This window comes from Ruminococcus callidus ATCC 27760 (assembly GCF_000468015.1).
GTDB lineage: Bacteria > Bacillota > Clostridia > Oscillospirales > Ruminococcaceae > Ruminococcus_C > Ruminococcus_C callidus.
Genome location: NZ_KI260345.1, coordinates 4,839 through 5,475, shown reverse-complemented (window position 1 = coordinate 5,475; position 637 = coordinate 4,839). Strand labels below are relative to the sequence as shown.

1 protein-coding gene is annotated in these 637 nt (G+C 44.9%); it reads left to right on the top strand.

Going from position 1 to position 637, the window contains the following annotated elements:
- On the top strand, positions 1-637 hold a 637-nt coding region (locus RUMCAL_RS15805; protein ID WP_021681365.1), incomplete at both ends, for a leucine-rich repeat domain-containing protein.

Here is a 637-nt window from a genome sequence, read left to right as displayed (position 1 = left end):
ATCGAAATTCCGAGTGGTGTCACAAGCATCGGAAAGAATGCGTTTCAGTATTGCAGCAGTTTAACAAGCATTGAAATTCCGGAAAGCGTCATAAGCATCGGAAATAATACGTTTGAGCATTGCAGCAGCTTGACCAACATCACGATTCCAGGTAGTGTCACAAGCATCGGAAATTATGCATTTTACAATTGCACCGGCTTAACCAGCATCACCATTCCAAAAAGTGTCACCAGTATCGGAAATGGTATGTTTAAGTATTGCACTGGCTTAACCAGCATCACCATTCCAAAGAGTGTCACAAGCATCGGAAGCAATGTGTTTGGCGGCTGTACTGTTTTGACCGAGGTGCTTCTTGAAAACGGCTCTACGCTGACAAGCGGACAACTCGGCGTAGATGCAAGCAAAATCGCAACCTACTGGAACGAAGACAATCTGACCTGGACACTCACCGCCGACGGCACAATGACCATCAGCGGCAAAGGGGCGATGAAGGAGGATTACAATACTTATTATAGCCCTGCATACGACAATGAGAACATAAAAAAAGTTGTGATTGAAGATGGCGTTACAAGTATCGGAGAATATGCGTTTTCTGGTTGTAGAAGCTTGACAGACATCACGATTCCAGGTAGTGTCA